This window comes from Streptomyces nodosus (assembly GCF_008704995.1).
Taxonomy (GTDB): Bacteria; Actinomycetota; Actinomycetes; order Streptomycetales; family Streptomycetaceae; genus Streptomyces; species Streptomyces nodosus.
This window is the reverse complement of the sequence record NZ_CP023747.1, coordinates 7,368,224-7,394,253: the sequence shown is the minus strand read 5'-3', so window position 1 is coordinate 7,394,253 and position 26,030 is coordinate 7,368,224. Positions and strand designations below refer to the sequence as shown.

General features: G+C 70.9%; 22 protein-coding genes. 14 read left to right on the top strand and 8 right to left on the bottom strand.

Features of this window, described 5'->3' with window-relative positions; translation table 11 throughout:
- Window positions 1–36: 36 nt before the first annotated feature.
- Together CP978_RS32905 and CP978_RS32900 are read right to left on the bottom strand one after the other, a co-directional pair.
- Entirely contained in the window at window positions 37–315 is a 279-nt protein-coding gene (locus CP978_RS32905; protein ID WP_179946878.1) for a hypothetical protein, read from the bottom strand.
- 415 nt (window positions 316–730) lie between these two features.
- On the bottom strand, window positions 731–1,666 hold the full coding sequence (locus tag CP978_RS32900) for a LysR family transcriptional regulator (protein ID WP_043447122.1): 936 nt from the start codon (window positions 1,664–1,666) through the stop codon (window positions 731–733).
- Between the two features lie 97 nt (window positions 1,667–1,763).
- On the opposite strand from CP978_RS32900, the gene mdlC reads away from it, so the two are divergent.
- The 3 genes from mdlC to CP978_RS32885 are packed head-to-tail and all read left to right on the top strand — an operon-like array spanning window position 1,764 to window position 6,110.
- Entirely contained in the window at window positions 1,764–3,344 is a 1,581-nt protein-coding gene (gene mdlC / locus CP978_RS32895; protein WP_043447121.1) for a benzoylformate decarboxylase, read from the top strand.
- A 14-nt stretch (window positions 3,345–3,358) separates the two neighbouring features.
- Window positions 3,359–4,813: a benzaldehyde dehydrogenase gene (locus CP978_RS32890; RefSeq protein WP_043447119.1), complete on the top strand. Its 1,455-nt coding sequence runs from the start codon at window positions 3,359–3,361 to the stop codon at window positions 4,811–4,813.
- Window positions 4,814–4,856: 43 nt separating this feature from the next.
- On the top strand, window positions 4,857–6,110 hold the full coding sequence (locus CP978_RS32885) for an MFS transporter (RefSeq protein WP_043447117.1): 1,254 nt from the start codon (window positions 4,857–4,859) through the stop codon (window positions 6,108–6,110).
- A 127-nt stretch (window positions 6,111–6,237) separates the two neighbouring features.
- Here the strand turns inward: CP978_RS32885 and CP978_RS32880 are convergent, their stop codons facing one another.
- Together CP978_RS32880 and CP978_RS32875 are read right to left on the bottom strand one after the other, a co-directional pair.
- On the bottom strand, window positions 6,238–7,944 hold the full coding sequence (locus CP978_RS32880) for a glucuronyl esterase domain-containing protein (protein ID WP_052454436.1): 1,707 nt from the start codon (window positions 7,942–7,944) through the stop codon (window positions 6,238–6,240).
- 337 nt (window positions 7,945–8,281) lie between these two features.
- A complete protein-coding gene (locus tag CP978_RS32875; protein ID WP_043447116.1) occupies window positions 8,282–9,004 on the bottom strand; it encodes an FAD binding domain-containing protein in 723 nt (240 codons plus the stop codon).
- Between the two features lie 253 nt (window positions 9,005–9,257).
- On the opposite strand from CP978_RS32875, the gene CP978_RS32870 reads away from it, so the two are divergent.
- On the top strand, window positions 9,258–9,905 hold the full coding sequence (locus CP978_RS32870) for a biliverdin-producing heme oxygenase (RefSeq protein WP_043447114.1): 648 nt from the start codon (window positions 9,258–9,260) through the stop codon (window positions 9,903–9,905).
- Between the two features lie 287 nt (window positions 9,906–10,192).
- On the opposite strand, the gene CP978_RS32865 is transcribed toward CP978_RS32870, so the two are convergent.
- The gene (locus tag CP978_RS32865; RefSeq protein ID WP_043447111.1) at window positions 10,193–11,731 is read right to left on the bottom strand and encodes an HtaA domain-containing protein; all 1,539 of its coding nucleotides are present in this window, start codon (window positions 11,729–11,731) and stop codon (window positions 10,193–10,195) included.
- 75 nt (window positions 11,732–11,806) lie between these two features.
- A complete protein-coding gene (locus CP978_RS32860) occupies window positions 11,807–13,270 on the bottom strand; it encodes an HtaA domain-containing protein (protein WP_150478352.1) in 1,464 nt (487 codons plus the stop codon).
- 125 nt (window positions 13,271–13,395) lie between these two features.
- On the opposite strand from CP978_RS32860, the gene CP978_RS32855 reads away from it, so the two are divergent.
- The 6 genes from CP978_RS32855 to CP978_RS32825 all read left to right on the top strand — a co-directional run bounded on the left by CP978_RS32855 (window position 13,396) and on the right by CP978_RS32825 (window position 20,216).
- Entirely contained in the window at window positions 13,396–14,376 is a 981-nt protein-coding gene (locus CP978_RS32855) for a heme/hemin ABC transporter substrate-binding protein (protein WP_043447109.1), read from the top strand.
- Window positions 14,373–15,503 (top strand): FecCD family ABC transporter permease, encoded by a 1,131-nt coding sequence (locus tag CP978_RS32850; protein ID WP_079162437.1) that lies wholly within the window; start codon window positions 14,373–14,375, stop codon window positions 15,501–15,503. The genes CP978_RS32855 and CP978_RS32850 overlap by 4 nt, the downstream gene beginning before the upstream one ends.
- A complete protein-coding gene (locus CP978_RS32845; RefSeq protein ID WP_043447105.1) occupies window positions 15,500–16,318 on the top strand; it encodes a heme ABC transporter ATP-binding protein in 819 nt (272 codons plus the stop codon). The genes CP978_RS32850 and CP978_RS32845 overlap by 4 nt, the downstream gene beginning before the upstream one ends.
- A 1,301-nt stretch (window positions 16,319–17,619) precedes the next feature.
- A complete protein-coding gene (locus CP978_RS32835) occupies window positions 17,620–18,432 on the top strand; it encodes a hypothetical protein (protein ID WP_043447099.1) in 813 nt (270 codons plus the stop codon).
- Between the two features lie 148 nt (window positions 18,433–18,580).
- Complete coding sequence (locus CP978_RS32830) at window positions 18,581–19,321, top strand: class F sortase (RefSeq protein WP_043447097.1); 741 nt, start codon at window positions 18,581–18,583, stop codon at window positions 19,319–19,321.
- Between the two features lie 178 nt (window positions 19,322–19,499).
- Window positions 19,500–20,216, top strand: a complete 717-nt coding sequence (locus tag CP978_RS32825; protein WP_043447094.1) for a hypothetical protein — start codon at window positions 19,500–19,502, stop codon at window positions 20,214–20,216.
- A gap of 118 nt (window positions 20,217–20,334) precedes the next feature.
- Here CP978_RS32825 and CP978_RS32820 read toward each other — a convergent pair whose 3' ends face one another.
- The gene (locus CP978_RS32820; protein ID WP_052454435.1) at window positions 20,335–21,588 is read right to left on the bottom strand and encodes an MFS transporter; all 1,254 of its coding nucleotides are present in this window, start codon (window positions 21,586–21,588) and stop codon (window positions 20,335–20,337) included.
- A gap of 130 nt (window positions 21,589–21,718) precedes the next feature.
- On the opposite strand from CP978_RS32820, the gene CP978_RS32815 reads away from it, so the two are divergent.
- On the top strand, window positions 21,719–21,997 hold the full coding sequence (locus tag CP978_RS32815) for a hypothetical protein (RefSeq protein ID WP_052454434.1): 279 nt from the start codon (window positions 21,719–21,721) through the stop codon (window positions 21,995–21,997).
- A gap of 149 nt (window positions 21,998–22,146) precedes the next feature.
- Window positions 22,147–22,455, top strand: a complete 309-nt coding sequence (locus CP978_RS32810) for a hypothetical protein (protein WP_063839097.1) — start codon at window positions 22,147–22,149, stop codon at window positions 22,453–22,455.
- 65 nt (window positions 22,456–22,520) lie between these two features.
- Here the strand turns inward: CP978_RS32810 and CP978_RS32805 are convergent, their stop codons facing one another.
- Entirely contained in the window at window positions 22,521–23,390 is an 870-nt protein-coding gene (locus CP978_RS32805) for an alpha/beta fold hydrolase (RefSeq protein WP_043447091.1), read from the bottom strand.
- A 230-nt stretch (window positions 23,391–23,620) separates the two neighbouring features.
- On the opposite strand from CP978_RS32805, the gene CP978_RS32800 reads away from it, so the two are divergent.
- Entirely contained in the window at window positions 23,621–24,133 is a 513-nt protein-coding gene (locus CP978_RS32800) for a CGNR zinc finger domain-containing protein (protein WP_043447089.1), read from the top strand.
- Window positions 24,134–24,261: 128 nt separating this feature from the next.
- Complete coding sequence (locus CP978_RS32795; RefSeq protein WP_043447086.1) at window positions 24,262–25,983, top strand: MOSC and FAD-binding oxidoreductase domain-containing protein; 1,722 nt, start codon at window positions 24,262–24,264, stop codon at window positions 25,981–25,983.
- Window positions 25,984–26,030: the final 47 nt, after the last annotated feature.

Genomic DNA, 26,030 nt, shown 5'->3' with positions numbered 1-26,030 from the left:
GAACCGCCGCATCATCGACGCTTCCGCCACGACGGACTAGCGGCGACCGAAGAAGTGACCGTGGTGCCCGTAACGGCCGTGGTGGTGACCCCAGCCGAAGTGGTGACGGTGGTGGTGGCCGTAGTACCAGCCGTGGTGCCGACCCCCGTCGCGGCCGAAGCCGCCGTACAGGCCGCGGTCATGGTCGTGGTCGACCCTGACGGCGCTGGAACGGTGGCTGTCCTGAGCCAGGGCCGGCATGGCGGCAGCCCCGACCAGGGCACCCGTCGCCACGCAGGTGGCGATCAGGCGGGCCGTGGTGCGAAACACAGACATGTAGCTGTCCCCTCACATTCATGCGCACCCACCCAGGGTCGGGGCCGGTGCGCGATCCGAGTTCTCGACTGGATGCCGAGGTCCGCCACTGTGACCCCGGCCCGCGACACCGGACCGGAAAACAGATCCGCGTTACAAAACACCGACATATCCGTAACGCTCACTTGTATAGGCCATGTATATGGAAAGGGGGGCAATCCATAGGTACATCCGGACTCAGATGGTCTCCGATCAGGGCAAAGGCGACGGACGGCGCCCGGTCCCGGAGAGGCTCGCCGTCCCGGCTCCCCCCGAAAGGCTCAACGCCTACGTAACAAAGACGGGTCCTGCATTCGGGGGATCCCCGCCGACGTCGGCGGAAGCGTCGCGGAGCACTCCACCCGCAACGCGGCACGGTCGACCCGGGGGTGCGGCGCTACCGCGCACCGTAGGCCGGGAGCTGGGCCGGGCTGACCCGCTCCCCCAGCACCTCGGCCATGAAGTGGACCAGCCAGCGCTGTGCGGGGCTGCGCGAGGACTCATGGCGCGCATAGAGCGCCACCTCGATCGGTTCGCTCTCGAACGGCAGCCGCACCAGGCGTAGTTGGTGGGAGGCGGCGAAGACCTCCCCGACATAGCCGGGGACGATGGCGATCAGATCGGTCTGCTCCAGCAGATAGGGCAGCATCGAGAAGCGGGTGGCGTCCACCACGACCCGGTCCAGCAGCCCGTGCGCGGCCAGTACGGCCCGCGGCACGACATGCCCGCTGGGCCCGAAGACGGTCGCATGATGCTCGGCGGCCAGGCCCTCCGGGGTGACCGAGTCGCCGCGGACACGCGGATGACCGGCGGCGACCATGCCGACATAGCGCTCCTGGAAGAGCGGGATCCGCACGGTCCGGTGGGAGGTCAGCACCGGGGTGGCCACGAACGCGTCGACCTCGCCACGGCGCAGCTGTTGCTCGGCGTCGTCCACGTCGAGGGGACGGACGATGAACGAGACCCGCGGTGCCCGCTCGCGCGCCGCCGCCAGGAGGCGGGGCAGCAGGGTCACCTCTCCCAGGTCGGACAGGGCGAGGGTGAAGCGGCTCTGCATGCTCCCAGGGTCGAAGTCGTCGGCCCGGCCGATCGCCCCGTCGATCTCCGCCAGCGCGCGCTGCAGCGGCTCGTACAGCCGCACCGCACCCGCGGTCGGCGTCAGCCCTCGTCCGGTGCGCCGGAACAGTTGGTCGTCGAAGTGCCGGCGAAGCTTCGCCAGGCTGTAGCTCACCGTGGGTTGCGTGAGATGGAGCGTCTCGGCCGTGGTGGTGACGCTGCCGGTCTCGTAGAGGAGCACGAAGACCCGGGCCAGATTGAGGTCGAAGTTCCTCATATCGAGGGACTCTATATCGCTGGGTCACAACATCTATTGGCGTCCATGTCACGAGCATGCCTAGTGTGGCGCACATCACTCCGGGAAAGGAACGTCTGTGCCATCCGTGCGTCGCGTCGCCCATGAATTCTTGGAGCGCCAGGGGCTCACCACCGTCTTCGGCAACCCCGGTTCCAATGAGTTGCCCTTCCTCGCGGACCTCCCCGACGGCTTCCGCTATGTGCTCGGTCTCCATGAGGGTGCCGTGGTCGCCATGGCCGACAGCTATGCCCAGGCGACCGGCCGTCCCGTGCTGGTCAACCTGCACGCCGCCTCCGGCTCCGGGAACGCGATGGGCGCGCTGACCAACGCCATGGCCTCCCGGACCCCGCTGGTCATCGTGGCAGGCCAGCAGGTACGGTCCGCCGTCGGCCCGGAGGCCAATCTGGCCAATGTCGACCCCTCGGCGCTGATGAAACCTCTCGTCGGCTGGGCCGCCGAGCCGGCCTGCGCCCAGGACGTGCCACGGGCCCTCGCACAGGCCGTCTTCGAGGCGCGACTGCAGCGGCGCCCGACGTATCTCTCCGTCCCGTACGACGACTGGGCGGCAGCGACCGACGACAACGGCCCCGCGGTGCTCGACCGGCAGGTCCAGCGCGCCTCCGCACCCGCCACGGAGCAGGGGCGCCGACTGGTCGAACGGGTCCGCTCCGCGCGGCGGCCCGTGCTGGTGCTCGGCGGTGACATCGACTCGGCGGACCTCTTCGACGACGCCGTCCGGCTGGCGGAGCGTCTGGGCGGTCCGGTGTGGGCGGCGCCGTCGCTGTTCCGGCTGCCCTTCCCCAATCGCCATCCGCTCTTCCGCGGGGTCCTGCCCGCCGGTATCGCACCCGTCTGTGAGGCCTTCGAGGGCCATGACCTGGTGCTGGTGCTCGGGGCTCCGGTGTTCCGCTACCACGAGCACCTGCCCGGCCGCTATCTGCCGGAGGGCACCCGGCTGATCCAGGTGACCGAGGACGCGAGCGCCGCCGCACGGGCGCCGATGGGCGAGGCACTGGTCGCCGACCCCGGGGCGGTCGTCGATCTGCTGGTGAAGGCGCTCGACGCCCCCACGGCGCCCGGCGGCGCATATCGTCCGGCGAGCGAGCCGCTGACCGCCGAAGGGCCGTGTCTGCACCCCGAGGAGGTCTTCGCCGCGCTGCGCGACGAACTCCCCGCGGACACGACGTATGTGGTCGAGTCGACCTCGACCAACTCCTCCTGGTGGCGCCAGATGGACCTGCGCCGGCCCGGCTCCTACTACTTCCCGGCGGCCGGTGGGCTCGGTTTCGGGCTGCCGGGCGCGGTCGGGGTCGCGATGGCCCAGCCGGACCGGCCGGTCGTCGGAGTGATCGGGGACGGCTCGGCCAACTACGGGATCACCGCCCTGTGGACGGCCGCCCGGCAGCATGTCCCGCTGACCGTGGTGCTGCTGCGCAACGGGACGTACGGGGCGCTGCGCTGGTTCGGCGGTCTTCTCGGTGTGCCGGACGCCCCCGGCATGGACATCCCCGGCATCGACTTCACCCGCATCGCGGAGGGCTATGGCGTCCGCGCCCACCACGCCGCCGGGGCCGGGGAGTTGCGGGCCCTGCTCGCCGAGCGCCCGGACGGTCCCCGGCTCATCCAGGTGGACACCGCGCTCACCACCCCCTCCTGAAGAAAGGGAAACCGATGGCACTCCTGGACAACGGCGTCTGGAGCAAGAGGTTCTTCAGCGGAGGCTGGACGGACTCCGCCCTCGACCACCCGGTGGTCGAGCCGGCGACCGGGGACCTGCTGGGCACGGTCGGCCTGGCGACGGCCGAGGACGTGAACCGGGCCGCCGCCCGGGCCGCCGAGGCACAGCGTGACTGGGCGGCGGCCTCCCCGCAGCGGCGTGCCGCCGTGCTGCGTCGCGCGGGCGAGCTCTTCACCGAGCATGCCGCGGAGATCGAGGACTGGCTGGTGCGGGAGGCCGGTTCGGTACGGGCCAAGGCGGGCTTCGAGGTGGGACTCGCCCTGGGCGAGTGCTTCGAGTGCGCGGCGCTGCCGACACACCCTCAGGGGGAGGTGCTCACCTCCGAGGACGCCCGCTGGTCGCTCTCCCGTCGCCGCCCCGCGGGCGTGGTGAGCGTGATCGCGCCGTTCAACTTCCCCTTGATCCTGGGCCTGCGCTCCGTGGCGCCCGCGCTGGCCCTGGGCAATGCGGTGCTGCTCAAGCCGGACCCGCGCACCGCGGTGAGCGGGGGCGTCGTCATCGCGCGGGTCTTCGAGGAGGCCGGGCTGCCCCCGGGCGTCCTTCATCTGCTGCCGGGCGACGCCTCGGTGGGGCAGGCCGTGATCGAGGCGCCCGAGGTCCGGGTGGTGTCCTTCACCGGCTCCACCCCGGTCGGGCGGGCCATCGGCGAGCAGGCCGGACGTCTGCTGAAGCGGGTCCACCTCGAACTGGGCGGGAACAACGCACTGGTCGTGCTGCCCGGCGCCGATGTGCCCAAGGCGGCCTCCGCCGGGGCGTTCGGCTCCTATCTGCACCAGGGCCAGATCTGCATGACGACCGGCCGCCATATCGTCCATGAGTCGCTGCTGGAGGAGTACACCGCCGCGCTCGCCGCGAAGGCCGAGGCGCTGCCGGTGGGTGACCCCGCACGCGAGGACGTGGCGCTCGGCCCGCTCATCGACCGGCGTCAGCTGGAACGGGTGCACGCCATCGTCACCGAGAGCGTGGCGGCGGGCGCGACGGTCGCCGCGGGCGGTGAGATCAGCGGCAGCGGCTACCGGGCCACCGTGCTGTCCGGGCTGAGCACCGACATGCCGGCCTGGCGGGAGGAGATCTTCGGTCCGGTCGCCCCCGTCATCGGCTTCTCGACCGTCGAGGAGGCCGCCCGGATCGTCAACGACTGCGAGTACGGGCTGTCCGTCGGCATCCTCGGGGACGTCGGGACGGCGATGAAGCTGGCCGACCGGATCGACTCCGGCAAGGTCCACATCAACGAGCAGACCGTCAGCGACGAGCCCAACGCGCCCTTCGGCGGCGTCAAGGCCTCCGGCACCGGATCCCGGTTCGGCGGCGCCGCGGCCAATATCGACGCCTTCACCGAGACCCAGTGGGTCACGGTGCGCCCGGACATCGCCGACTACCCGTTCTGACCCCGCCGCTCTCCCACACCTGTCCCCTGGGGGGAATGTCACGATGACACCCGTCACCTCGCGCAGCACTCCGGCGACCCGCACCGCCGGACGCGACGCCTGGACCGTGATCCTGTGCTGGATCACGGTCATGCTGGAGGGCTACGACCTCGTGGTCCTCGGCGCCATCATCCCGACCCTGCTCAAGACCCGTCACCTCGGCATGACCGCGGGTGACGCGACCACCGTCGCCACGCTCTCCCTCGTCGGTGTGGCCATCGGCGCGGTCTGCGTCGGCCCGCTCGCCGACCGGCTGGGGCGGCGTCTGCTGCTCATCGGATCGGTGGTGCTGTTCTCGGTCTTCACCATCCTGGTGCCGCTGGCCGGCTCCGTGGCGATGTTCGCCGTCCTCCGCCTGATCGCCGGAGTGGGCCTCGGCGCCTGTATGCCGGTCTCGCTCACGATGATGGCGGAGCACATGCCGGCCGCCCGGCGCGCGCGGGCCAGCACACTGACGATGACCGGCTATCACACCGGGGCCGTGATCACCTCGCTGCTCGCCCTGCAGGTGACCGACAACTGGCAGATCCTGTTCTATGTGCTCGGCGTCGCCGGCCTCCTCGTCGCCGTCGTCCAGTGGTTCCGGCTGCCGGAGTCGGAGGCGTTCGTCCGCGCCAAGGAGGAACAGGACTCCCCGCGCGCCCCGTTCACCGAGCTGCTCAAGCCGGCCTATCTGCGCGCGGGCATCGGCGTCTGGGTCGCCTCCTTCATGGGGCTGCTGCTGGTCTACGGCCTCAACACCTGGCTGCCCAAGCTGATGAACGACGCCGGTTACCCCGTCCCCACGGCCGTCACCCAGCTGCTGATCCTCAACGTCGGCGGTGTCGCCGGTCTGGTCGTCGGCGGCTTCGTCGCCGACCGGCGGGGCATCAAGGGCACCACCCTCGGCTGGTTCGGGGTCTCGGTGGTCATGCTGGCGTGTCTGAGCGTCAAGATGGAGAACGACCTCCTGCTCGACCTGGTCGTCTTCCTCACCGGGGTGTTCGTCTTCTCGGCCCAGGTGCTGGTATACGCCTATGTCACGAACTTCTACCCGGCCGCCGTGCGCGGCACCGCGCTGGGATCCGCCTCGGGCATCGGCCGGATCGGCTCGATCGTCGGCCCGTCGATCACCGGCGCCCTGGTCACCGCCGGGATCGGCCATCCCTGGGGCTTCTACTTCTTCGCCCTGGTCGCGGCGTTCGCCTTCCTGTCCGTCCTCACCCTGCCCCGCCGGGCGGAGCCGACACCGGTGGAGGCCGTCGCACCCGCCGTCTGACACCCTCCCCGACGACCGTCACCACGGTGCGGCGGTACGGGTTCCCGGCCGGGAACCCGTACCGCCGTGGTGCCTTACCCTCTGTTTCCCCTCGCGCAGGTGCGTGAGGGGCCGCGTGCGCCGGGGATCAGCGGCCGGCGCAGGTGAGGTTGGCCGGTGCGGTGCTGGAGCTGCCGGTGACCGTGAAGCCGAAGGTGGTGATGCCGTTGGCCGCGAGGGTGCCGTTCCAGTCGGCGTTGCGCACCGTGACGGATCCGCTGGTCCCGGTGTTCACCCCGTTCCAGACGCTGCTGAGGGACTGCCCCGAGGCCAGGGACATGCCGACCGACCAGCCGTTGAGTGTGCCGGTGCCGTTGTTGCGGACCGTCACCTCGCCCTGGTAGCCACCGGCCCAGCTGTTGACGTTCTGGAAGGCGGCCGTGCAGGTGCCGTTGGTGCCACCGCCGCCCGTACCACCGCCCGTTCCGCCACCTGTACCGCCGCCCGTGCCGTTGCCCGGGTCACCCGTGCCACCGCCCGTACCGTTGCCGGGGTCGCCCGAGGTGCCGCCCGTGCCGCTGCCGCCGTCGCTCAGGGTGGGGGTCGTCCAGTCCCTCCAGGTCGACAGGTTGCCCGACTTGCTGGGGGCGATCCGGATCACACCGGAGCCGTTGCCCGTGCCCAGCAGGAACTTCTGGAGGTTCTGCTGCAACGGGGTCTTCCACTCGGACCTGACGGCGCAGTGGGTCCCGTCCTGCACATCGGACCAGTAGGTGATGTTGCTGCCCGCGCCGAGCGCCTTGTAGACCTCGGCCCCGCCCAGGGCCGCCACACTGCCCGACCTGGCGGCCAGCCAGTCCACATGAGGGTTCTCCATGATGAACAGTCCGCGCGGCGCGACCATGCCCACGATCTCATGGGTGTCCACCGGAAGGCCGTTCGGATTGCCCGTGTAGGAGCTGAACGCGTCACCCAGCCACGGCTGTTCCGAGTAGGCGCTGCTCAGCGGCTGGGCACCGCTCTCCCCGGGGATACCGCGGAGGACGGGAACGCCCGCGCTGCCCGACTCGATCGGCATGGTCAGCGCGACGCGCTGGTCGAACGCCCCGGCCACGATGGCACCCTTGCCGAACCGGGAGCATCCGGTGACTCCGGTGGCGCTCGCCTTGAGGATGGTGCCGCCCGACTGCTCGATGACATCGATGATGCGGCTCACGCCCCAGGACCAGGCCATCAGCAGGCCCGTGCTGCTCGACGATCCGTACACGCTGTAGAAGGCACCCTGCTTGTTGGTGCGTGCGGTGCCCTCCTTGCCCACCGTGTAGGGGTCGTAGTTGATGACGGCGACACCGGCGGCCTTGATGGTGGCGGTGTCCGCGCCGAGCCCGCCCAGGACGATGACGGCCGGGAAGGGGCCGCTGCCGCTCGGCAGGCTCACACTCGCCGAGAAGCTGGAGCTCTTGCCCTGGTCGGACACGTTCACCGTGATGTTGGTGGAGGAGACCGTCCCGGTGACACTGGCCGGCTTCCCGGGCTTCTGACCGTAGACGGTCTTCTCCGCCAGATTCCTGATCTCCGCCCGGCGGCACCGCCAGTCGGACTTGGTGGAGACACGGGTGCCGTTCAGCTTCTTGAAGGGGTCCGGCAGCAGGGAGTTGGAGGAGCCACCCGGGTTGGACACCGCACAGTCGGCACCGTCGTCCTCGACGCCGGCGGCCTGCACCTGGGCGACGGAGACCTGCCGGTCGGTGGCGCCCGCCTGCGGGATCAGAAAGGGGGTCGCCAGGCTCGCGGCGGCCACCAGGGCGGTGGCCGCCCAGGCCCGGGGCCGGAATCTGTACCGATGGAAGCGCATGAAAACCTCCGGAGAAACGGGCGCGGCCGACCGGGCCGGACGGACCGTGCCCGGTCGGCGGGGAGTCAGGGTATGGGAGCGCTCCCAGTCACCCTAGGAAGCGGTCCAGAGCATGACAACAGCGAGGGGAAGGCCGCCTCAGGTTGGCCGTTCTGACACTCTTTTCGATACTCCCGACGCCCACCCAAGCCCGGCGGATCACCGGAAACCGACCATGGCGGCCGTGGTCCGCGACTCCGGGCAATAGTGGAACTCGGCCACTTTCGGAGAGTTGGGCGAAACTTTCGCCGCCCTCCGGGGTGCGCGACCCCGGAGGGCGGACGGACCGACGGTGCGATCAGCGGTCGGCCGAGCGGGTCAGCAGGTCACTCACTTGCCGGTGGACCACCGCCCAGGCGGTCGCGTCCAGCGTCCCGATCGCCGTGTCGCGCAGTTCATGGAGAACCTGTTCGGCGTCCCGGTCGCACCGGGTTCCCCCGCTGAGCACCTCATAGCCCTCACGGACGGCGACCTGAAGGCGGCGCCGCTCACCGTCGTCGGCATGCACGGCGGCGGCGACCACGAACGGCGGCGGCCCGCCCGCCTCGCCCTCCAGCTTGCGGTATCCACTGGCGATCGGCTCCCGCCAGCGGAGGGAGAGCAGGAGGTGACGTTTCGCCACGACCTCGGCCAGATCGGTCTCATAGACCGCGTCCGGCCCCAGCACCGTCGCCCGGGCGTCCAGGACCAGCGCCGCGGGCAGCAGACAGCGCAGCGAGCTGCCCACGAGATTGCCGCCGACGGTGGCCGTCCGGCGCACCGCCCCGGTGCCTATGGTGGCGGCCGCCCGGCGCAGCACCTCCGGCACGCGCTCGTCGATCCGGTTCAGCACCACGGCCGCGCCCAGCACCCCGGGCTCGATCGCGTTGGCTTCCGGCAGATTGCGCAGCGACATGGCCTGTTCGGGGAAACCGTCGCGTTGCCAGGTGGCCCAGACCAGCGTCGCCCCGCCGATGGGCACCGCCCCCTCGGTCAGGCATTCCTGTGCTTCGGACACGGACCCGGGCAGACGCAACAGCACGGCAGTCGACCTGCTTTCTTGGAAGGCGGGCAGTGTGGGGAACGCGGTACCGCAGCCGTACGGCCGCCGACACGGGCGGCATTTTTCCTACGCACACAGGGGCGCGTACAGGGCTCACTCTCGATGTCGTGCGCCCCTCGGGGAACCGTTCCCCGTTGTTGCCGACATCATGTCGGTATCCAGTTGACTTAGGTAAGCCTAACCGTACAAACTTTGAACGGCCTTCGTCTTCCTCTTCAGCACTGGAGTGCTCATGGAGTCGTTCTCGACACTCATCCGCACCGCGTCTCACGAGCAGCACACCGAGGCGGAGACCTCGACCTTCATGAGCGCGTTGCTGGGCGGCAGGCTGGGAGTGGACGCATACGCGCGCTACACCGAGCAGTTGTGGTTCGTCTACGAGGCCCTGGAGGCCGATGCCGATCGGCTGGCGTCGGATCCGGTGGCCGGGCCCTTCATCCGTCCGGAGCTGTTCCGGCTGGCCGCGCTGGAGCAGGACCTGGCCCATCTGCGGGGCCCGGACTGGCGATCGGGGCTGACCGCGCTGCCCGCGACCCAGGCGTACGCCGCGCGGGTGCGGGAGTGCGCCGAGCAGTGGCCGGCGGGCTATGTCGCCCACCACTACACCCGCTACCTCGGCGATCTGTCCGGCGGCCAGATCATCCGGGACCGGGCCGAGAGGACCTGGGGCTTCGCCAAGAAGGGGGAGGGCGTTCGCTTTTACGTCTTCGAGGGGATCGCCAACCCGGCGGCCTTCAAGCGTGACTACCGGGAACTGCTCGACGCGGTACCGGCGGAGGAGCTGGAGAAGCAGCGCATCGTGGGGGAATGCAAGCGCGCGTTCACGCTGAACACCGAGGTGTTCCGGGCCCTGGGCGAGGAGTTCCCGCTGTCGGCCTGACCCGCGTCGAGGGCCGCCCCCGGAGAGACTTCCAGGGGCGGCCCTCTCTTGTGTTCCCCGGGGCGGCCTCCTGTGTTCCCCGGCCCGCCCGGAGACTCGGCAGGAGTGTCCTGCGGCGGGGTGGCCGACCGGACCCGGCGCGGCCCGGCCGAGCACTGCTGTCACCACACGGCGGCGGGCCCGTGCCGACCGCTCGGGGTCGCCACGGGCCCGCCGCCCGGCGGGAGTTGCCCCGCCTCGTTCCGGTCATGGACCCGGCCGGGACGGGCGACCGTCCCGGCGACGGATCACGCCTCCGTCCGCCGCCTGCGCATCGCGAACACCGCTGCCGCGCCCGCCGCCACGGTCGCCGCGGCCGCCGCGCCCAGGGCTCCCGCCGGTATGCCGGCACCGGTGGAGGCGAGGCTGCCGCCGATGCCGCCCGTGACGGAGCCGGTGACGCCACCGCTCGTCGAGCCGGACGTGCCGTACCCGTCGCCCGACCCGCCGCCGGACGTGCCTCTGGAGCCGCCCGCCGTGCCCGATCCGCCGTTCCCTGAGGGGAGTTCCGCCCCCTCGGTGAGCGCGACGGACAGATTCACGGTGTCGAGTTCGGTGCCCTCCTGGTAGAAACCGCTGAATGCCTCGGCCCCGGCCGCGGTCAGGGTCGCCTTGACGTCCTTCAGGGTGATGACGTCGTTCGCGGCGGTCAGATCGGACGTGCCGGACTTCAGGTCGGCCAGCACCACGTCCTGCGACTTCTCCCCCAGGCTCGCCACATCGGCGGTCAGCTCGCCGGTGGCGCCGTGGAAGCTCGCCTTCAGATCGGAGAGGGTGAGGTCGAGGGCGTACGTGCCGTTGCTCTCATGGCCCTTGAAGTTCACCGCGCCCTTGAAGGAGGCGGCGAGGGTGTCGGCGTCCGTGTCGTAGGAGCCGGTGGCGTCGACGAAGGTGAAGGCACCGTTGCCCGCGGCCTGGGTCGCCCCGCCGGACACGGTGATCTTCCCCTGGGCGACACCGCTCACCACATAGCTGCGGAAGGATTCCTTCACACCCCAGCCGAGGGTGCCGTCCACGATGTCCCCCTTGGTCGCCGCGTGGGTCTCGGAGGGGGACGGGGAGGCACTCGCCGAGGACGAGTCGCTCGGGGAGGCGGTCGGCTCCGCGGTCTCGCTCGGGCGCTCCGTCGGGGTCGCGGTGGCCGAATCCGTGGGCTCCGGGGTCGACGAATCCGTGGGCTCCGGTGAGGTCGTCCCGGTCGGCTCGGGGCTCGACGGCTGCGAGGACGTCGTCTGCTCGACCGTCAGCGGGTCACCGGCCGCATTGGCGTAGCTCGCGCTGCCGAGGGCGTCCCCCGCCTCCGGTGTCAGCGTGGTCGCCATGTCCTTCATGTCGCGGGTGACGGTGACCTTCGCGAGCGGCACATCGTCCTTGGTCGTGCCGTCCTTGGTGACATCGGCGGTGATCTCGCCGAGCGCGCTGTCGAACTTCAGGTCGGACAGGGTGATGTCGAAGCCGTGCGCCGTGGAGACGATGTTCAGGCTGCCCCGGAAGCCCAGGGAGAGGGTGTGGGCGGTGGAGTCATAGCTGCCGGCGCCCTCCACGAAGGTGAAGGCGCCGTTGTTCTCCGCCTGCGAGGCACCGCCCGCGGGCGTGAAGGTGCCGGCCGCGTAGGTGGCCACATAGGTGCGGTACGACTGCTTGATCCCCCAGGTCAGCTCATAGCCGCTGAGCGGGACCGCGGCGGCGGAGGCGGAGGGTGCGGTGGCGAGCGCGGTGGCGCCCAGGGCGGCGGCCGTCGCCACGGCGGCGGCCAGAGCGAGCGGTCTGCGCGAGATGGCGGACATGACGGTGGTTCTCCTTGGTGTGGGGTCCGCCCGGAGGTCGGGCGGACGGGGGGAAGGTTCAGGGGTGAGGGCGGGTCAGTCCTCGTGGGGTTCGCCGGCCGCTGTGCCGGCGCGGCGCCTGCGGACGGCGACCCCGAGTCCCGCGGCCACGGCCAGCAGGGCGCCCGCCCCGAGGGCGAGCGGCAGGACGGGGGCGCCGTCGTCCGTGGTGGGGCTCGCGACCGGCTCGGCCGAGGCGGTCTTCGGCGACGCCGAAGCGGGCGCGGGCGACTCGTCGGTGTCGGCCACGCTGCCCAGGTCGGGCAGGGCGGGCAGTTCGGCGTCGTCGGTGAGCGCGACGGCGAGGGAGACCGGGTCCATCTCGGTGCCCGCCGGGTACATCCCGGCGAAGGCACGGACGCCGTCACGGGTGAGCTTCGTGGGTGCCTCGGTCACCTGGACGAGGCCCTTGTGCGCGGTGAGGTCCTTCGCCGCGAAGGTCACCAACGGCACCTTCCTGCCGTGGAAGTCGCCGCTCTGCACATCGGCGTACAGCGTGCCCTCGCCGTCCGTGACGGTGACCCGGATGCCGCTGAGCCCGAGGTCCAGGTCATGGGCGCCGGTGAAGCGCACCTCGCCCGCGAAGCGCGCGTGCAGTTCGCCCTTCTGGTAGGTGCCTTCGCCCTCGGGGAAGCGGAACAGCGCGCCTCCGTCCCGGGCGCCGGAGGACAGGGTCCATGTGCCGCGGGCGATGTCCCCGGTGACATATTCACGGAAGGTGCGGCGCACACCCCAGTCGACGGCACCGTCCTCGATCGCTCCGCCCGAAGCGTCCTTCTTCTCCTCCTTCTTCTCCTTCTTCGCCTTCTGCTCCGGTGAACTGGGCTTCGAGGGCGTGGGCGAGGGCTTCGCCGTGGCCGCCGGCTGGACGTCCGCGGCCAGGCTCACCGGGTCCAGCGCTGTCCCCGCGGTGTAGTACCCCGCGAAGGAGCCGGCGCCCTGCGCGGTCAGCGTGGCGGGCAGATTGTTCAGGACGACCGAGTTGCCGTCGCCCCGCATGTCGATACCGCCCAGCGATAGGGTGGCGAAGGGGACCTGAGAGGACGTCGTGACCGCCCCGCTGTCCTTCGCCTTGCTGCTGATGTCCACATAGAGCGTGCCGGTGGAGCCGGTGATACGGACGGTGGGACGGCTGAGGGTGAGGTCCAGCTGATAGCTGCCGTCGTCCTGGCGGTGGCCGACGAAGCGCACCCCGCCCGCGAAGGACGCCTGGAAGACGCCCGTCGCACCGTCGTAGGTGCCCCTCGCCGAGGGGAAGCGGAACTGGCTGCTGCCCACGGTGCCCGCGCCCCCCATGAGGGAGTAACTCCCCTTGGCTATGGGCCCGGTGACATAACTCTGGAACGACGACTTGATGCCCCAGTCGAGCCGGCCGCCCTGCACGGTGCGGTTCGAGGCGTAGGCGGCCGACGCCGGGAGCAGGGCTCCCGCGACGGCCGCGCACAGCACGGCGAGCACCGTGCACAAGACGGTGACCAGGGCACGAGGGCGCGCGGGCATGGAAGGTCCTCCGGATACGGCTGCCGGTAGCGAATAAAGGTAAGGCTAACCTAAGCTTTGCCCGGGCAGATGCCCCACAGTGGATCGAGAGGAACGAACGGAACGTGCCACGCTTGCGCACACGAATGGCGGGAGCACTGTTGTCCGTGCTCGCCCTGACCCTGACCGCGACCGGATGCGGAGGCTCCGCGAAGACGTCCGCGGAGGCCGCCACCACGACCGTCGTGGACCGGGTCGAGCCGCTGACCGACGCCCCCCGGCCCCGCCTCCCGGTCACCGTGGACTCGGCGGACGGCACCAGGGTGACGGTCCGGAAGGCCGACCGTGTCGTGCCCCTCTCCGGCAGCCTCAGCGAGATCGTGTTCACGCTCGGACTCGGCGACCGGGTGGTGGCCCGTGACATCACCGCCACCTTCGAACAGGCGGAGAAGCTCCCGGTCGTCACCCGCAACCACGATGTCTCCGCGGAGAGCGTCCTCTCCCTCAGGCCGGACCTGGTCCTCGCCGAGGAGACCAGCGGACCCTCGGAGGCCATGGAGCAGATCCGCGCCGCGGGCGTCCCGGTCCTGGTGATCGCCCCGGCCCTGGGCCTCGAGGACGTGGGCCCCCGCATCCGGGCGGTGGCCGGCGCCCTCGGTGTGCCGGCCGCGGGGAAGGAGCTGACGGACCGCTCCGAGCAGCGGATCGCCGTCGTACGCAAGGAGGTTCCGCACGACGGCGACCGGCCGCGGGTGGCGTTCCTGTATCTGCGCGGCTCCGCCTCCTTCTATCTCATCGGCGGCAAGGGCTCGGGCGCCACCTCCCTGCTGGAGGCCGCCGGGGCGGTCGACGCCGGCGCCGACTCGGGCCTGACCAAGGACTTCACGGCCATCACCGCCGAGGCACTGGTGAAGGCCGCCCCCGACGCGATCCTCGTCATGTCCAAGGGCCTGGAGTCGGTCGGCGGCGTCGACGGGCTGGTGAAGATTCCCGGTGTGGCCCAGACCCCGGCCGGGATGGAACGCCGGGTGGTGTCCATCGAGGACGGTGTGCTGCTCAACTACGGGCCGCGCACCGACCAGGTGCTGAGGCGACTGGTGGAGCAGCTGTACGGAGCCGACAAGTGACCGTGTCCGACAAGACCGTCGGCGAGCCGGCCGGCGCACCCGCCGACAAGGCCCCCGACCGGGCGGCCGAGGCCGGGCTCTCCGTCCCGCCGCGCCACAGGAACGGCACCGCCCGGCTGCTGATCGGGGGTCTGGTCCTCGCTCTGCTCGTCCTGGTGCCGGTCGCCGCCGGAACCGGCGCCTATCCCGTCCCGGTGGGCGATGTGCTCACCACCGTGCAGCATCACCTCGGTCTGGGCGGATCGTCCCTGGACCGGGTCACCGAGTCCGTCCTGTGGAACGTGCGCTTCCCGCGCATCGTGCTCGCCCTGCTCGTCGGCGCCTCGCTGGGGTGCGCGGGCGCCCTGATGCAGGGCGTGTTCGGCAATCCGCTCGCCGAACCCGGGGTCATCGGGGTCTCCTCGGGCGCGGCGGTCGGCGCGGTCGCGGCGATCGCCCTCGGCCTGGACTTCCTCGGCACCTGGACCGTCTCGGTCCTCGCGTTCGTCGCCGGGCTCGGCACCGTGCTGCTGGTGTACGCGGCGTCCCGCTCCGGAGGCCGTACGGAGGTGGTGACGCTGATCCTCACCGGGATCGCGGTGAACGCCTTCGCGGGCGCGCTGATCGGGCTGTTCCTGTTCTTCGCGGACACGGCCGCGGTCAATCAGATCGCCTTCTGGCAACTCGGCTCGCTCTCCCAGGCGACCTGGCCGAAGGTGCTCGCGGTGCTGCCCTGTGCCGCGCTCGGGCTGGCGCTGGCCCCCTGGTACGCGCGCCGGCTGGACCTGCTGGCGCTCGGTGAGCGGCCCGCCCGGCATCTGGGTGTGGAGGTGGAGCGGTTGCGGATGGTGCTCGTCCTGGTCATCGCGCTGCTCACCGCGGCGGCGGTGAGTGTGTCCGGCATCATCGGCTTCGTGGGGCTGGTGGTGCCGCATCTGCTGCGCATGGTGGCCGGCCCCGGTCACCGTCTGCTGCTCCCGGGCAGTGCGCTGCTCGGCGCGCTGGTGCTGCTGGCGGCCGATCTGGCGGCCCGGACCGCCGCCGCCCCGGCCGAACTTCCGCTGGGTGTGCTGACCGCGCTGGTCGGCAGCCCGTTCTTCTTCTGGCTGCTGCGCCGCACCCGGCGCAGGCAGGGAGGCTGGGCATGAGACTGCCGCGTTCACGTTCCGTGCCCCCGCCCCGGCCGCTGCCCGGCGAGGTGCTGGCCGAGACCGAGTCCCTGCATGTCCGCCTCGGCGCCCGCGAGGTGCTCAGAGGGGTCGGCATCACCGTCCGGGCGGGCGAGGTACTGGCCCTGGTCGGCCCCAACGGGGCCGGGAAGTCGACCCTGTTGGGCGCCCTGGCCGCCGATCTCCCGGCCTCCGAAGGGGTCGTACGCATCCATGGGCGTCCGACCCGGGAGTGGTCGGCGCCCGAACTCGCCCTGCGCCGCGCCGTCCTGCCCCAGAGCGCGACGCTCTCCTTCCCCTTCACGGTGGAGGAGGTGGTCCGGATGGGCCGGGCACCGCACTCCGCCACGCCCGCCGAGGACGAGGCGGTGGTGGCCGAGGCCATGGCACGGACCGAGGTGACCGGTTTCGCCGTACGACCGTTCTCCGCGCTCAGCGGTGGCGAGCGGGCCCGGGTGGCGCTCGCCCGGGTGCTGGCCCAGCAGGCTCCGCTGCTGCTGCTCGACGAGCCCACCGCCGCGCTCGATCTGCGTCATCAGGAACTGGTGCTGCGGCTGTGCCGTGACCGGGCGCGAGCCGGGGACGCGGTGGTGGTGGTGCTGCACGACCTGGGCCTGGCGGCCGCGTACGCGCATCGGGTCGCGATCCTGCACGGCGGTCGGGTCGCCGCCGACGGGGCACCGTCCGAAATCTTCTCCGCGCGCCTTCTCACTGAGGTCTACGACCAGCCCGTCGAGGTGTTCCGGCACCCCCGCACCGGCGCGCTGCTGGTGGCCCCGGACCGCAGGTCGTGAACCGCCCCGCCCCTGTCTCCTGTCGGACGCGCGGCAGGGGGCACGCTCGTCAGGGGCCGATCTGCCCGCGTCCTTCGCGGGTCCGCCGGTGACGGGTGTCGCCATGCACCGGTTCGCCGATGCGAAGTGTGGGGGGAGAGTGCCACAGCCGCCCTCTACCGGCGAGGTGCCGCCCGATGTGCAGGTCTCCCCTGTGCACGATCCCCCGGCGAACCGGATGGTTCACCGGAGGCGCCCGGCGTGCTGCCCCGGCACACCAGGGCCGTCATCGGTGGCCACGGGCAATGAACCGCGTGCCGAGGGGTGCGCTCTCCGTCTCCCGGTGTACCCGGTGCGGCAGCGGCACCATGTGGCCGGACCCGTCCGACGTCATACGCGGTCCGGACCGATTCCTACAAGGCTGAGCCGGGCGCAGTCCCCTGCCCACCCCTGCCGGGTAGACGGCCGACGAGTGCGCGCAGCGGACGCATCGCCGTCTCCAGGTCACTGCTGATCTGCTCGGCGTCGCGACGTGTCTGTGCGGGCACATCGCCGAGCTCCTTGACGAGCTGCGCGTATATGGGGACCTCTTGAAACACTTACGACCTTCCGATGTCGGTGCCCGCGGCGCGGGACGGCAGCGGTTGCAGATTCTAGGTGCCCGCGCCGACATATGCGCCTCCTCCCCCCGGCGCGACCAGGCAGTTCTCCCGATCCGGCGGCGCTCCTGACGGTCCGGCACCCCTGCGGATCGCCCGCTTTCGGCGCAGGGTGCCGACGTCGGCCTCGACAACGGCCGTGCATCCGCGAACTCCCTTACGGAAAGTCCCACTTGGGGCCCGCCGGGCTCACGGGACAGGGCGCGTCGAACGTGTTCGCCTCGTGCCCCTCTCTCCCTTCCCGTTTTGCAACTGCTGCACGAAACGCCCATCTCTTCGGTAACAACGGCCGTCGCCGGGTCTGCTGGTCGTTCGTCAGTTCGCCCGCTCGAACAGGGGCGGAGTCGCCGTCGATCTGCTCCGGAATCGGCTTCCCGGAGAACCTGATATGACGTCATCGCCCTTGCGGGAACGGCTGATCGGCGTTTTCGGTGTCGCTCGGGACACGGTGTTCGCGGTGCTCGGTGCTGGCTGTTCGGGGGGCTGCCGACCGGGTGGATTTTCAGCCTGGAGACACTCCAAAAGAGTAGCGGCGGGCTCCGTTGTCGTGTCCTGCGGTGGTCGGAGGCGGTGATCGGGTTGAGGGTGATCACGTTGCTACTGCGACTCCGCTGTGCCGGCGAGGTGCCGGCCTTCGCGGTGGCGGCGAAAGGACACCCCCTGATGCGAGTGACCCGGACCATGTTCGCCTCCGCGGCGGTTGCCGCGGCCTTCGCGCTTGCCGCTCCCGCCGCGCATGCCGTGACGATGGCCGACCATCGGGCTTCGGAGGCCGCTGCTTCCCACGACGGCAAGGAGCACGACAAGCACAAGGACAGGAGAGCCGACGACGAAGGCTGGGCCGCGGGAGACGAGGACGAGGAAGGCGACCCCGGCCGCGAGCGCAAGCACCACCACAAGCACCACAAGCACCACGACGGCCCGCGCGGCGGCATCAGGGCCGGCGGCGGCGCCCTCGCCATGACCAAGGCCGACGACGACGAAGGCTGGGCCGCAGGAGACGAGGACCAAGACAGCGACGCCGGCCGCGAGCACAAGCACCACGACGGCCCGCGCGGCGGCGTCAAGGCCGGCGGCGGCGCCCTCGCCATGACCAAGGCCGACGACGACGAAGGCTGGGCCGCGGGAGACGAGGACGAGGAAGGCGACCCCGGCCGCGAGCGCAAGCACCACCACAAGCACCACAAGCACCACGACGGCCCGCGCGGCGGCATCAGGGCCGGCGGCGGCGCCCTCGCCATGACCAAGGCCGACGACGACGAAGGCTGGGCCGCAGGAGACGAGGACCAAGACAGCGACGCCGGCCGCGAGCACAAGCACCACGACGGCCCGCGCGGCGGCGTCAAGGCCGGCGGGGGTGGGCTGGCGCAGTCCGGCAACGGTCTCGCCGCGGGCTCGGCGCTGCTGCTCGGCGGTCTGGGCACAGGTGCGTACATGCTGCGCCGTCGGGGGACGTCGGCCGCAGTGGGTTCCTGATCGGTGCTTGCTCGCCGGTCGCTGAACGGTCGCGGCCGCTGTTGCTCCGGGACGGGCGACAGCGACCGCGGCCGCAGCCCTGCTGCCGGCCTCGGTCCGGCCTGCTGTAGTCCGACCACCGCCCCAGTCGACGAACAGGCAGTGTGTGATGACCCTCTCTCAGTCCGCATCGCCCGATGAACCGCACAGCAGATCTGTGTCCCGTGGCGCCGGCCGCGCGCTGCTGTGGCCGGCCGCAGCGGTGGCACTGGGCTCGCTGCTCATCCACCATTCACTGGCAAGTCCGCAGGACTCCAAGCCACCCACCCGGTCGGCCGCCGTCGCCCCGTCCCCGGCCCCGGTCCCGGCCCTCGCCGCGCCTCCGGCCCTCGACCCGACGGGGGCGGCCTCCGGGGCGACGAGGACTCCCCCGGCCCTGGTGGTTCCGCGGCCGACGCCGACGCGGATGGTGATTCCGCAGATCGGGGTCGACGCACCGTTCACCGCTCTCTCCCTGGCGGCCTCGGGTCACTTGAACGCGCCGCCCGTGAACAACAAGAATCTCGTCGGCTGGTTCAAGGACGGCGCCGCACCGGGGGAACGGGGAACGTCGATCGTGGTGGGCCATGTCGACACCAAGACCGGTCCTGCGGTGTTCGTACTGCTGCGCACCCTCAAGCCGGGCAACACGGTGGACATCACACGGGCGGACGGCAAGGTCGCCCGTTTCAGCGTCGACTCCGTCGAGACGTACGACAAGGCCACATTTCCCGACGACCGTGTCTATGCGAACGCCCCGACCCCTCAGCTGAGGCTCATCACCTGCGGTGGGGCCTACAACCGCAGCGCCCATGAGTATGAGGCCAATGTGGTGGTGTTCGCCCATCTCATGTCACTCAAACGTTCCTGAGACGCTGTGCGACCTGCTGCGGAGAGGGTGGACCGAAGCTCAAGTCGAGCAAAAGTCATGACTCGAGAGAAACTTCGGACTCCACTCATTCGTAGTATCTCTATGCCGGGCTGCCCACAACGGTTCCCGATGACTGGGCCGGCATCCCCATGCCGGCCCGCGGAGAAAGGTCCACACCATGCCGGAAAGCACGACCGCCACCACCGAACTGACGTCTCAGTACGCTGCTCAGGTGACCGGCGATCTCGAACGCAATATCAAGGAACAGGAACGCGTCGGCCAGGAGATCGCCGCTCTGCAGGAGGAGTTGGTCACCCTGCAGCACGATCACTCGGTGTTGGTCAATGTTCTGCAGGCGCTGGGTGTTTCACCGGCACCGGTGCCCGCTGCGGCCGTCCCCGACCGGGCCAGCGTGCCCACGCCTCGGAAGAAGACCTCCGACGAGCCGGTCGCCGAGAAGCAGTCGCGCACGAAGAAGGTCACCGGCGCCCCGGCTGACACGACCCCTGAGAAGCCGGCCGCGAAGGAGCCGTCGGCCAGGAAGCCCTCGACGAAGAAGCCGGGCACGAGGACCACGGGCAAGGCGGCCAAGGGCGCGGTCAAGGACGCGCCCGCGAAGGGGGGTCTGCCCACGCTGGTCGAGCTCGTCCGCGGCCATCTCACCGAGCAGAGGGAACCGCGCTCCGCGGCGGAGGTCGCCACCGCACTGGGCCAGGCCCACCCCGAGCGCAACGTCAAGGCCACGGTGGTACGCACCACCCTCGAAGGACTGGTGGCGAGGAACCAGGCGCAGCGGACCAAGCAGGGCACCTCGGTCTTCTACACCACCCCCACCGCGGCCGAGCAGAAGGCCCCGTCGGCCGAGGACGAGGCCCGGTCCGAGCAGGCCGAGTAACCGGCGCTCGCCCGGGACCGGCCCCCACGCCGGTCGTCCGGGGCTCAACCGATGGAGGCTCCGGGCCGGGTGTTGCCGGTGGTGGCGTACCGGCGCACATCGGCCCGGCCGTCGGCGTTCAGGACTGGGACGCGTTCGGAGCAAGTCCCTTCCGGCGACGCCCGTGCGAGGCGACCTGGCCCCCTTGCCGGCGGTGTTGCGCCCAACGGACCGCAGGCGGCGCCGCCAGGCCGGTCAGGGTGAACAGGGCTCCCACGACGTACCAACCGGGTCGGCCCCAGGTGATGCAGAGCGAGATCAGCAGCCAGGGCCCCACGGCCTCGGCCAGCCCGGCTCCCAGGCCGAACACGCCGAGGTACTGCCCGGTGGCGTGCTGCGGGGCGAGAGCGAAGGACACCTCGAAACCTGCCGCGGAATGCCACAGCTCGCCGACGGTATGGATCACCACCGCGACCATGAGCAGTGTCGCGGCCGGCGGGGCGGGAATCCCCGCGGCCAGCGAGATCAGCGAGCAGGAGGCCAGGAAGGCCACACCGGACCGGCGGTAGGCCGCTCCGCCGGCCGAGGGGGAGTCCACGGCGCGACTGGCCCGCACCTGGAACACCACGACGATGACGGTGCTGGTGACCATGGTGCCCGACACGAGCCAGCGTGGTGCGCTGGTGGCCGCGAACAGCCACAGCGGCAGGGCCACGGTGAGCACCTTGAACTGGACGGCCATGACGCCGTCGATGAGAGTGAGCACAAGGTAGGGCCGGTCCCGGAGCGCGATCCAGCGAGGGCCGCCGGCGGTGGCCATGGGCGCGATCGACGGCAGAAGCACCAGAACGGCCGCGGAGGCCGCGAGAGCCGCCGCATTGCCGATGACCATGAGCTGGTAGGCGGTGTGGGTGCCGACCTGGACGACCCAGCCTGCCAGCAGTGCGCCGAGGGAGATGCCGACATTGGTCACGGCACGGAGATAGGCCCGGAACTCCTGGGGCCGCTCACCTCCGTAATGCCTGATCAGTGGGGAACGCGCGGCCAGTCCCGCCGCCTTCGCGCCGGTGGCGACGCAGACCGCGAGGACGAACGTGCCGAAGCTGTCGGCCAGGACGAACCCGGCGGTGGCCAGCGCCTGGACGACCAGGGTGGTGGCATAGACACCCCGGGCTCCGCGCCGGTCCGCGAGATGACCGACGGCGATGCCCAGCGCCAGCGAGACAAGACCGGCGATACCGAGTCCCAACCCCACCTGACCTGCCGGGAGACGGACCGCCTGAGTGAAGTACAGCACCCCGGCGGTGAGATAGAGGCCGCTGCCGATGGTGTAGACGAAGTTCGAGACGGCGATGACGCGTTGCGGTCCGGCGGCCGGCAGCAGTGGGGTCATGACATGGCTCCGCGTTCTGGGCGTCAAGGGGCGGGGATGCAGGAGGCGGCAGTAAGAGCCAATGCAGCATGTTGCCTACTACCCGCAATTGCAAGTCGCTTGCAATAACTGGCCGACTTAGGATCCCGTTGTGCATGACGACGACAGAGAGCCCGTGTTCAAGCGGAGCAAGTGGGGAACGAACCGCTACGTCTACAACCCCCGAAACCCGGTGGGCCGCGCCTTGATCGTGCTGAGCCTCGGCTTCGCCGCCCTGGTGTTGCTCCTCATGCACAACCACGCCGGGCCCTTCGCCCCCACGCCGCACCCCACCGAGACCTGGAGCCGGCCCCCGGACATGTCACCCTGGATACCGCCGGTGGACGTTCCATCACCCCAACCGTCGACCGAACTCACGGAAGGCCCCTGAGGGGCGGGAGAGGAGAACCACCGTGCGGTTGCGCGATGTCACCCCGGACGACGTCGACGCCTATCACTCCGGGTCCCAAGTCACCCCCTCAGGGCCGGACACTGCCAAGATGAGTACGCGTACTCAGTCGCATCTGCCTCGGGGGCGGCATGGTGGACTGCATGCGGCGTCTTTCGGTGTGGGTGGATCTCGGGATCGCGGTGGCCCTTCTTCCGGTGTCAGCGATGCTTGTCGTCTGGCTCGGAGTGCATGTGTTGTTCTCCGGTGACGACTTCGGATCCTCCGGCATACAGACCGCCCAAGCCGCACGTCGCGGAGCATGGATCAGCGGTTGCGCGGCGGTGTTGGCAGGTGGCGGGTTGATGGGGCTGCGGTTGTGGATCGCCGGGGCGCTTCACCTGGTCGTCCTCGGTGCGGCGGCCGTCCTGTTCGCCGCAGCGGCGGCACAGCACGGCTGAACACAACGGCACCCGCCAAAGCGCCGAGCGGGGGGCTCCTTCCGGGGACGGGCCGGCCCCGCGCGTCAGGTGAGGGTGCGGCCCAGGAAGTCGCGGATGTGGTCCGTGATGGTGCCGAGGTGGCTCTCCAGGGCGAAGTGGCCGGATTCGAGCAGATGGATCTCGGCACCGGGCAGGTCCCGGCCGAACGCCTCCGCGCCTGCGGGGCCGAAGATCTCGTCGTTGGCGCCCCAGACCGCCAGCAGCGGAACCCGGGAATCGCGGAAGTACTGCTGGACCTGCGGATAGAGGTCCACATTGGTCGGGTAGTCGCGGAAGAGCGTGAGCTGGATCTCGTCATTGCCCGGCCGGTCCAGCAGTGCCTGGTCGTGGACCCAGTTGTCGGGGCTGACCAGGCTGGGGTCGGCAACTCCGTTCAGATACTGCCACCGGGTGCTCCCGACGGTCAGGGCGTCCCGCATCGGCGCCTCGGTGTCGGGGCCGGGCGTCCGGGCGTAGGCGAACACCACGTCCCAGAAGGGTTTGACGAAGCCCTCGACATAGGCGTTGCCGTTCTGGGTGACGATCGCGGTGATGCGCTCCGGGGCCTGGAGCGCGAGCCGCCAGCCGATGGGCGCGCCGTAGTCCTGCACATACATCGCGAAGCGGTCGACGCCCTGTTGCCGGAGCAGACCTGAGGTGATCCGGGTGAGGGCCTCGAAGGAGTAGGGGAAGTCCTGCGGGGCGGGCATCGCCGACTGACCGAAGCCGATGTGGTCGGGGGCGACGACGTGGTACCGGTCGGCCAGCGCCGGGATCAGATGACGGAACATGTGCGAGCTCGTCGGGAAGCCGTGGAGCAGTACCACATGGGGCGCCCGGGGATCGCCGGCCTCCCGGTAGAAGACATCGAGGCCGTCGACGGTGGCGGTGCGGTGATGGACCGTGGGGATCACGCCTCTAACCCTTCTAGAGTAGATGAGTGGTTATGAAGACAGTCGACCACACCCCACCTAACCAGTCAAGGCGATTTTGACGGTTAGCGGCAGCGTACGTCGATCTCCCCCTTCAGCCTCCGCCCGTGGGGGCCCGTCGGCGAGCGCAGCCGGCCTCGCCGGCTCGCGGCAGCGGTCGATCCCCGCAGGTAACCTGTCAAGCGAGGCAGCACGGTTAGAGGGGCGCGACGATGACCGATCGGGAGCGGCAGGAAGCGCTGCTGGACCTGCTCAACACCACACCGGTGATCGCCGGGGTGGCCCAGGACCTGCTGGCGGATCCGGAAGCCGCCAGCTCCTGGCAGCGGGCACACGGCGGCAGCGGCGGCACGGACGAGCACCGGCACCTCCGGCAGGCCCGCGACGCCCTCCAGGAGGTGGTGCGCGGCCAACGGCCCGTGGCATCGCTGGCCCCGCTGGTCGAGGGCGTCGTCTCCCGCCCGCAGCTCTCCCCCTCGGGGGTGTCCTGGGAGCTCGACCTCCCGAAGGAGCGCCGGATGGCGGTGGAGGCGGTGCTGACCTGGAGCGCGCTCCAGAAGACCATGCCCGGCAGGCTGCGGCCGTGCGCCAATCCGGAGTGCCGTCTCTTCCTTCTCGACCGCAGCAAACCCAACAGGGCCCGCTGGTGCTCGATGGCGGCCTGCGGCAACAGGATGAAGGCCAGGCGTCACTATCAGCGCACCCGGGACGGCGCGGCCGGGTGAGCCCGATCACGGAATCGCGGCGGCACCGGCCACGCACTAGCATCGGTCGGAGCACACGGGTCACAGCACGCCGGTCACCACGTCTCGAGGGACCGCCCCCGGTCAGCCATCCATGCGGGAGAATCGCCATGGCGACGCTGCTGTCCGTCAATGTGGGGATGCCCAAGGACGTCCCCTGGCAGGGCAGGACGGTCCACACCGGTGTCTGGAAGGCCCCCGTGCACGGCCCCCGGATGGTGCGGCGGCTGAACATCGACGGGGACGGCCAGGGCGACCTGGCCGGGCACGGGGGCGAGATGCGCGCCGTCCTCGTGTACCAGGTGCAGTCCTATCGGTACTGGCGGGACCGACTCGGCCGCGACGACCTCACCTTCGGCGTCTTCGGGGAGAACTTCACCGTCGACGGGCTGCCCGACGACGACGTGTGCATCGGCGACCGGTACCGCATCGGCGAAGCCGAGTTCGAGGTCACCCAGCCCCGTGTCACCTGCTATCGCGTGGGCATGCGCCTGGGCGAACCCGCCATGGCCTCCCTGCTGGTGGCCCACCACCGGCCGGGCTTCTACCTACGGGTCGTCACCGAGGGACAGGTCCAGGCCGGTGACGAGATCACCCTCACCCGAAGGGGACCGGAGGAACTCAGCGTCGCCGAGATCGACGCGCTGCTCTATCTGCCCGGCCGCGACCCCGAGAAGCTGCGCCGGGCGCTCAACATCCCCGCCCTCAGCCCGGGTTGGCAGCAGTCGTTCCGCGAACTCACCGGCGACCGCCGCCCTCGCACGGAGCCGGGCCGGCCGGGCTTCAGGGCACTGCGCGTCACCCGCATCGTCCCGGAGACCCCGGAAGTCTCCTCCCTGTACCTCGACTCCACCGACGGCACACCACTGCCCGAGGCACGGCCCGGCCAGTATCTTTCCCTCCGGGTCGCCATGGCGGACGGCACCCCCGCGGTGCGGAGCTACTCCCTGTCCTCCGCGCCCGGGGCCGGCAGCTATCGCATCAGTGTGAAGCGTGAGCCCCACGGCCGGGTCAGCGGCTATCTCCACACCAGGCTCCGTCCCGGGGACCTGGTGGAGACCGCCGGCCCTCGCGGAACGTTCGTCCTGGAGGACGGCACCCGCCCCGTCGTCCTCGTCTCCGCGGGCATCGGCGCCACCCCCGTGCTGGCCATGCTCCACCGGCTCGCCGCGGTACGGGACCCACGCCCGGTGTGGTGGATCCACACGGCCCATGACCGCGCCCACCACCCCTTCGCCGAGGAGTCCCGGGCACTCCTGGCACAACTCCCCCACGCCCACACGTACATCAACTACACCGCGGCCGACGACATCGCCCTCCGGCCCGGCGGAGCCCCCGTCCACCGGGGCCGTCTGACCGCCGATTCACCGGCCGTCGTGAGCGTCCCGGCCGACGCCGATGTCTATCTGTGCGGGCCGCCCGCCTTCATGGACGACCTCGGCCGGTATCTGCGCGATCACGGGGTGAGGCCCGAACGGATCCGCACCGAGGCGTTCGGCGCCCTCCCCGCCATCACCCCCGGTGTCGCGGCCACCGCCCCGGTCCGGCCGCATCAGCCGGCGGGCCCCGCCGGCACCGGCCCCCGGGTCACCTTCGCCCGCAGCGGGATCACCACCCCCTGGGCGCCCGCCCGCGCCTCACTGCTCGAGCTCGCCGAAGCCTGTGACATCCCCACCCGCTGGTCCTGCCGCACCGGTGTCTGCCACACCTGTGTCACCCCTCTCGTCTCCGGCGACGTCGTCTACACCACCGAGCCCCTCGAACCCCCGGAGCCCGGCACCGTCCTCGTCTGCTGCAGCCGGCCGACCACCGAGGTCGTCCTCGACCTCTAGGGAGTGGGCGGTCCCCCGGTGCCGGGGGCAGTCCCCGCTCGGCGGAG

What these genes read in the sequence shown, in the direction of transcription:
- CP978_RS32905 (WP_179946878.1), bottom strand. Translation starts at nt 315, where the DNA reads ATGTCTGTGTTTCGCACCACGGCCCGCCTGATCGCCACCTGCGTGGCG.
- CP978_RS32900 (WP_043447122.1), bottom strand. Translation starts at nt 1,666, where the DNA reads ATGAGGAACTTCGACCTCAATCTGGCCCGGGTCTTCGTGCTCCTCTAC.
- CP978_RS32890 (WP_043447119.1), top strand. Translation starts at nt 3,359, where the DNA reads ATGGCACTCCTGGACAACGGCGTCTGGAGCAAGAGGTTCTTCAGCGGA.
- CP978_RS32885 (WP_043447117.1), top strand. Translation starts at nt 4,857, where the DNA reads ATGACACCCGTCACCTCGCGCAGCACTCCGGCGACCCGCACCGCCGGA.
- CP978_RS32880 (WP_052454436.1), bottom strand. Translation starts at nt 7,944, where the DNA reads ATGCGCTTCCATCGGTACAGATTCCGGCCCCGGGCCTGGGCGGCCACC.
- CP978_RS32870 (WP_043447114.1), top strand. Translation starts at nt 9,258, where the DNA reads ATGGAGTCGTTCTCGACACTCATCCGCACCGCGTCTCACGAGCAGCAC.
- CP978_RS32865 (WP_043447111.1), bottom strand. Translation starts at nt 11,731, where the DNA reads ATGTCCGCCATCTCGCGCAGACCGCTCGCTCTGGCCGCCGCCGTGGCG.
- CP978_RS32860 (WP_150478352.1), bottom strand. Translation starts at nt 13,270, where the DNA reads ATGCCCGCGCGCCCTCGTGCCCTGGTCACCGTCTTGTGCACGGTGCTC.
- CP978_RS32855 (WP_043447109.1), top strand. Translation starts at nt 13,396, where the DNA reads ATGGCGGGAGCACTGTTGTCCGTGCTCGCCCTGACCCTGACCGCGACC.
- CP978_RS32845 (WP_043447105.1), top strand. Translation starts at nt 15,500, where the DNA reads ATGAGACTGCCGCGTTCACGTTCCGTGCCCCCGCCCCGGCCGCTGCCC.
- CP978_RS32835 (WP_043447099.1), top strand. Translation starts at nt 17,620, where the DNA reads ATGCGAGTGACCCGGACCATGTTCGCCTCCGCGGCGGTTGCCGCGGCC.
- CP978_RS32830 (WP_043447097.1), top strand. Translation starts at nt 18,581, where the DNA reads ATGACCCTCTCTCAGTCCGCATCGCCCGATGAACCGCACAGCAGATCT.
- CP978_RS32825 (WP_043447094.1), top strand. Translation starts at nt 19,500, where the DNA reads ATGCCGGAAAGCACGACCGCCACCACCGAACTGACGTCTCAGTACGCT.
- CP978_RS32820 (WP_052454435.1), bottom strand. Translation starts at nt 21,588, where the DNA reads ATGACCCCACTGCTGCCGGCCGCCGGACCGCAACGCGTCATCGCCGTC.
- CP978_RS32810 (WP_063839097.1), top strand. Translation starts at nt 22,147, where the DNA reads ATGGTGGACTGCATGCGGCGTCTTTCGGTGTGGGTGGATCTCGGGATC.
- CP978_RS32800 (WP_043447089.1), top strand. Translation starts at nt 23,621, where the DNA reads ATGACCGATCGGGAGCGGCAGGAAGCGCTGCTGGACCTGCTCAACACC.
- CP978_RS32795 (WP_043447086.1), top strand. Translation starts at nt 24,262, where the DNA reads ATGGCGACGCTGCTGTCCGTCAATGTGGGGATGCCCAAGGACGTCCCC.